At 72.3% G+C, this 5,593-nt stretch carries 7 protein-coding genes and 1 pseudogene; 5 read left to right on the top strand and 3 right to left on the bottom strand.

Features of this window, described 5'->3' with window-relative positions; genetic code table 11:
- The first annotated feature begins 126 nt into the window (after nt 1–126).
- Both ACLEQD_RS35615 and ACLEQD_RS35610 read left to right on the top strand, forming a co-directional pair.
- Nucleotides 127–330, top strand: a complete 204-nt coding sequence (locus ACLEQD_RS35615) for a hypothetical protein (RefSeq protein ID WP_120560645.1) — start codon at nt 127–129, stop codon at nt 328–330.
- Between the two features lie 52 nt (nt 331–382).
- Nucleotides 383–1,138, top strand: a complete 756-nt coding sequence (locus ACLEQD_RS35610; protein WP_410390259.1) for a hypothetical protein — start codon at nt 383–385, stop codon at nt 1,136–1,138.
- Nucleotides 1,139–1,154: 16 nt separating this feature from the next.
- Here the strand turns inward: ACLEQD_RS35610 and ACLEQD_RS35605 are convergent, their stop codons facing one another.
- Together ACLEQD_RS35605 and ACLEQD_RS35600 are read right to left on the bottom strand one after the other, a co-directional pair.
- Nucleotides 1,155–1,886 (bottom strand): PHP-associated domain-containing protein, encoded by a 732-nt coding sequence (locus tag ACLEQD_RS35605; RefSeq protein WP_410390257.1) that lies wholly within the window; start codon nt 1,884–1,886, stop codon nt 1,155–1,157.
- A gap of 58 nt (nt 1,887–1,944) precedes the next feature.
- The gene (locus tag ACLEQD_RS35600) at nt 1,945–2,220 is read right to left on the bottom strand and encodes a hypothetical protein (RefSeq protein ID WP_043321624.1); all 276 of its coding nucleotides are present in this window, start codon (nt 2,218–2,220) and stop codon (nt 1,945–1,947) included.
- 262 nt (nt 2,221–2,482) lie between these two features.
- On the opposite strand from ACLEQD_RS35600, the gene ACLEQD_RS35595 reads away from it, so the two are divergent.
- The 3 genes and pseudogenes from ACLEQD_RS35595 (at nt 2,483) to ACLEQD_RS35585 (ending at nt 4,795) form a co-directional block, all read left to right on the top strand.
- Nucleotides 2,483–2,686, top strand: a complete 204-nt coding sequence (locus tag ACLEQD_RS35595; protein ID WP_120527132.1) for a hypothetical protein — start codon at nt 2,483–2,485, stop codon at nt 2,684–2,686.
- A gap of 100 nt (nt 2,687–2,786) precedes the next feature.
- Nucleotides 2,787–4,174, top strand: a pseudogene (locus tag ACLEQD_RS35590) (sigma 54-interacting transcriptional regulator).
- Between the two features lie 138 nt (nt 4,175–4,312).
- A complete protein-coding gene (locus ACLEQD_RS35585; protein WP_410390254.1) occupies nt 4,313–4,795 on the top strand; it encodes a hypothetical protein in 483 nt (160 codons plus the stop codon).
- A 16-nt stretch (nt 4,796–4,811) separates the two neighbouring features.
- Here ACLEQD_RS35585 and ACLEQD_RS35580 read toward each other — a convergent pair.
- Nucleotides 4,812–5,593: hypothetical protein (locus tag ACLEQD_RS35580; RefSeq protein WP_410390252.1), on the bottom strand; the 782-nt coding region annotated here is incomplete at its 5' end.

The following is a 5,593-nucleotide window of genomic DNA, read 5'->3' as shown; positions in this document are numbered from 1 at the left end:
AGCCCGGCGGCCAGCGCTCCCGCGGCCGCGCCGAGCACCGCGTCCGGCGACAAGTCGTAGCGCGCACGCCCCACCGCCCCCGGCTGAAAATTCGCTGGGGGCGCGGGGAGGCCGCACACTTGACGCGTGCCCTTTCCTCCCTCGAAGCGTCCCCCCCGCCACTGCGCGCTGTGCGGCCATCCGGAGCTGACGGATGCGCGGGGGCAGGGGCGATTCCTGCTGGTCGCGGACCCGCATGGCCGTGGCCCCGTGTGCCCTCCGCAGCGTGGCTGCCGCAACGGCAAGCTCGCGGCGGCGGACACGCCAGCGCTGACGCAGGCCATCCGCTAGGCTAAGCAGACACCTCAGCGCGCGCGTTCCTCCCCGCGTGCCTCCAGGTGCCATGCCGCGTTCCCCCTTCCGCTCGCTGTCGTCCCTCCTCCTGGTGCCGCTGCTGGCTGGGCTCTCCGCCGGCTGCGCGTCCGCCACCCGCATGTCCCCCGAGGATCGCGCCTCGCTGGACCGGACCCTCACCGGCCCGGACGCGGAGCAGTACCTGCGCGTCTCCGCCTACCTGACGCCCTTCTTCGGGGACGCGTCCAAGCGGCTGCTCACGCCCTACCCGCCGGAGGACGTGCGCCTGGTGGACGACACCCAGGGCAAGCCCATCAACCCCGGCCCCATCCAGGCCGTCCTCCCCGCCGGCTCGCGCGTGCGCATCAACAAGGTGGAGTTCCCCACCGCGTGGGCCGTCACCGAGCGCGTCCTCTACTCCCCGCGCACCTGGCCGTGGGTGTACGTGACGGTGGAGGGCGCGCCCGCGGGGGAGCAGGTGGTGCTGGTGCTGCCGCCCAACCTCGACCGGCCGGACGCCTTCCGCGCGGAGCTGGAGAACACGCTGTCACCCCACTCGCCCAAGGCGCAGCTGGACGGCTTCAGCGCGGCGGTGCGGGAGGCGGTGCGCACCAAGACGCTGGTGGCGGACATGCCCGCGGACGCGGTGCGCATGGCCTGGGGGCCTCCGGAGTCCATCCGCCGCACGCTGGAGGGCACCGCGAAGCACGAGGAGTGGCGCTACACGGGGGAGCGCCGCAAGGCGTTCCTCACCGACGGGAGGCTGGTGCGCGCGGAGGAGGCGGGCAAGCCGGTCCTGCCTTGAGGCCTCCCGTAGGCGTCTAGCGCCGGCCGCCGCGGCGGTGGTGCTTCTTGCCGCCGCCCCCGCCCTTGCGCTGGGCCTGGGCCTCGCCCGGCCGGGTGAGGCGGGGCAGCTCACCGGCCATCACCGGCCAGTAGTCGCCCTTGAGCAGCTCCTCCACCAGCTGCGCCTGGGTGAGCACGTCGCGCTTGAAGAAGGTGGCGCCGCGGCCCATCTCGTCCAGGGAGCCGCGCGCGTCGCTGCCGCCCACGCAGGGCAGCTTGAGCGCGTCCGCGGCCTCCACGGCCAGGTCGTTCGCGGTCTGCTTCACCTTGGCGTTGTAGCCCTCCACGGCGCACAGCACGCCCGACAGCGAGCGCACGTAGTCCATGGCGGGGTTGGGCACGTCGCGGTCGAAGGGGCGGGCCGCGACGATGGCCGCGCCCAGCGCCTTCACCTTGGGCAGGCACTCGGCGGCGCTCCAGGGCTTCTCCCGGTTGCTGCCCCACATCTGCACGGGCTCTGGCGCCAGCTCCGGCTTCGGGAAGAAGCACAGGTACTGGCCCCGGTCCGTCACCAGCTCCAGGCCTACGAAGACCTTCACCTTGGACTTGGCGCCGATCTCGAAGAGCTCGTCGCAGCCGTCCTGGGTGTTGGTCTCCGTGAACGCCACCGCGTCCAGGCCGAACATCGCCGCCCGCTCCAGCACGGCGCGCGGCTCCAGTTCGCACCCCTTGGACAGATGGGAATGGGCGTGTAGGTCGATGAGCATGGGCGACGCGTGCCTAACAGGCCTCCCGGGGCCTGTCGAGCCCGCGCGCACGCACCGCTCAGGCGTACGCGTAGGACTGGAAGTTGCCCTGCTTGGCCTGGCTGTTCTTCTCCTCGTACGTGCGGATGAGGTAGCCCATCAGCATCAGCGAGGAGGTGTTCTCCAGCACCCGCGAAGGGTCCTTGGAGATGAGGTTCGCGCTGTAGTTCAGGAAGAACTGCGCCAGCTCCTCGCCCGCCTCCTTCACGATGAGGGCGTTGAGCGCACTCGGCTCCATGGTGCGGATGGTGTTGATGAAATCGACCGCCAGGTCCTTCTTCGTCTTCATGTCCACGGTCCTGCCCCCTCTTTCCGCCCTGGCCCTGAAGCCGGAAATGGCTCCGGGCCCCCGCCCCAATCCAAGAACCGGGTGCGACCGGGTGAACCTATGCATGCAGGTGCACCTGCAAACCCCCACCCCCGTCCCGCTCCCCCGGCTCCCCCGCTCCCCCGCGGATCACGACTTTTGGAGCGCAGCATTTTTGACACCCTGAAAAGGCGTGTGCGATAACCCCCGGTCAAGCCTTTTCTCACCACCGCACAAGGAGTGGCAGGCGATGTTCACGGGCGTGAAGGTCTTCTCCGCGACGAAGGCCAAGGAGCGGGAAGAGTTGGGTGAGAACGTCACCCGTTGGATCAAGAGCAACGCGGACCTGGAGATCGTGGACCGGGTCGTGTGTCAGTCCTCCGACAACGAGTTCCACTGCTACACGCTGGTGCTGTTCTACAAGCACGCGAAGCCGCCGGCCCCGCCGGCCTGACGGCGGCGCGGTTGCTGGTCGCATCCCGGGCCCGACCTCTTCCGCCCACGCTCTCTTCCGGAGCGTGCGGGGAGGCCGGGCCTTTCCATTTCCCTATGTTATGGTCCGCGCCGTGGCGCGCTTCGGGGACGACAGCGGGGAGGAGGACCGGCAGCTTCGCACGGACGCCCTGCCGGCGATGCGCTCGGCGCGGGTGCGGGTGCGGCTGGTGGTGCTGTCCGGCCCGGACGCCGGCCAGAGCTACCCGCTGACCCCCGGCCGCTACCGGGTGGGCGCGGACGCGGGCTCGGACGTGGTCATCGCGGACCGGGCGGTGTCGCGCAGCCACCTGCTCTTGGACGTGCGCGAGGACGGCATCCAGGCGGTGGACGTGGGCTCGCGCAACGGCTCGTTCTGCGAGGGCATGCGCTTCACCACCCTGGAGGTGCGCCCCGGCGCGGTGCTGACGCTGGGCACCACGGAGCTGAAGCTCGTTCCGGAGTCAGAGAAGGCGCACACCCTGCCCCTGTCCAACCGGGAGCGGTTCGGCAACCTGGTGGGCCAGAGCCGGCGGATGCGCGAGGTGTTCACGCTGCTGGAGCGCGTGGCCCAGGGCGAGTCCGACGTGCTCATCCAGGGCGAGACGGGCACCGGCAAGGAGCTGTGCGCGGAAGGGCTGCACCTGCACGGTGCGCGCTCCAAGGGGCCCTTCGTCATCGTGGACCTGGCGGGCGTGGCGCCGCAGCTGCTGGAGTCGGAGCTGTTCGGCCACGTGAAGGGCGCCTTCACCGGCGCGCAGGCGGACCGGGCGGGCGCCTTCGAGCGCGCGCACGGGGGCACCCTCTTCCTGGACGAGGTGGGCGAGCTGCCCCTGGAGGTGCAGCCCCGGCTGCTGCGCGCGCTGGAGCGCCGGCAGGTGAAGCGGGTGGGCGCCAACGACTACCGCTCCGTGAACGTGCGGGTGGTGGCGGCCACGCACCAGGACCTGGAGGCGCGGTGAAGGCGGGCCGCTTCCGGGGAGATTTGTTCCACCGGCTCGCGGTGCTGCGCGCGACGCTGCCGCCCCTGCGCGAGCGGCCGGAGGACATCCCGCTGCTCATCGACACCGTGCTGGAGCGCATGGGCAAGCCGCCCAGCGCCCTGTCGGACCAGACGCGCGCCCTGCTGGCCCAGTACCCGTGGCCGGGCAACGTGCGCGAGCTGCGCAACGTGGTGGACCGGGTGGTGAGCCTGGGCGAGTCCGCGCTGCCGGACCTGCCGGACACGCCGCCCGCGCGCCCTGCCCTGCCACCGGACCTGGGCCCGGAGGACACGCTGTCGCTGGCGCTGGAGCTGCCCTTCAAGGAAGCGAAGGAGCGCCTCATCGAGGGCTTCGAGCGCGACTACCTCCGCACGCTGCTGGAGCGGTGCGGCGGCAACGTCTCCAAGGCCTCGCGCGAGGCGGGCATCGACCGCGTCTACCTGCGGAAGCTCTTGCGCAAGCACGGGCTGGTGTCCGGTCCGGACTGACAGCGGCCCTTTGCCTCCACCGGGAGTCACGGCCGCCGTGGCCCGGGTGACACTGGGGTGGACCTCCCTGCCGGGGGTGGTTGTCGCGCGGGGTTTCCGCCCCATCTTGGGAGCACCAACGCACGCGAGGTGGGTGCCATGCGCCAGGGCTGGGGGAGGTGGCTGTTCGCTGGAGGGCTCTTGGGAGGGCTCGTGCTGGGAGGGAGCGCCTGCCAGTCACGGGACGGGACGGCCGTCGCGGAGAGCGGCAGGGTGCCGGCGCTCGCGGTGTTCCAGCCCCGCTCGGAGGCGCTGCCGGACGAAGGCACCGGCGGGAGCGGGAGCGTGGCGGAGGCGGTGGCCGAGGAGGCCCCGGACTTCTACGGCACGGTGACGCTCTCCGGCACGCGGAGCTTCACGGTGCTCGACGACGACGGCGTGGAGCGGCCGTTCGAGGTGGCGCCGTCCACGCGCATCCTGCGCGACGGCAAGCGCGTGGCCCGGGCCCAGCTGCGCCCGGGCGTGCTGGTGCACACCACCTACGGCGAGCGGCTGGGGACGTTCGTGGCCGCCGACGTGGAGATCTACTCCGGCACGCCGTCGCGGGACCTGACCGCGGCGGCGGCGCCGGTGAAGCGCTGACGGACGCGGCGGTTCGTCAGTAGACGGCGAGCGCCTGCGGCAGGTGGTAGCTGACGATGGTGAGCACGGGGATCCTCGGGGCCTCGTCCTCGTCGTCGGTGGTCATGCCGGAGGTGACGCGCAGGCCGTCGAAGCGCGCGAGGATGACGTAGTCGCGGCGGGTCTCCAGGAAGGGGTCCGGCGCGGCCAGGCGGCCCAGGGCCTCGCGGCCGGTCTCCTCGGAGAGGTTGTCGTAGGTGCGCTCGGAGGCGGACTGGGTGGTGCTCTCGCGCGTGAAGATGGAGCCGCCCACGCGGCCCTCGCCGGTGAGCGCCGTGCGGCCGCCCAGGTCGCCGGACGTCTCCACCACGGTGTCGGTGTTGTAGGCGACGCCGACCTCGCGGCGGGAGCCCACGGACTGCAGGCCCTGCTCCACCAGCCACAGCGTGGGGCGCTCCTCTTCCGAGCGCTGGTCGGCCACCTGCGCGCGCAGGAGCACGTAGCGGCCCCGGTAGGTGTCCGGCTGGGCGATGGCGGACGCGAGCGAGAAGATGGGCACCTTGCGCGCGTGGAGCAGGCGCAGCTCGCCGTCCACGCTGCCGCCGCGCTGGGCCACCACGCGGGCGATGAGGTTGGCGGCGTCCGGACGCACGCGCAGGTCCTCCGTCCACGCGCTGCCCAGCACCGCGCCCAGCTGCGTGAAGCCGGGGGCCTCCGCGCACACCTTCAGGGCCAGCCACGCGTCGTCGCGCGAGGACGCCTGGAGCCTGCGGGCGGCGCCCTCGCAGGCGGCGGGCGTGGGGTAGCGCGCCAGGAACG

Source organism: Corallococcus sp. 4LFB, assembly GCF_046520365.1.
In the GTDB taxonomy this organism is placed as follows: Bacteria; Myxococcota; Myxococcia; order Myxococcales; family Myxococcaceae; genus Corallococcus; species Corallococcus caeni.
This window is presented reverse-complemented; position numbering and strand designations above follow the sequence as displayed.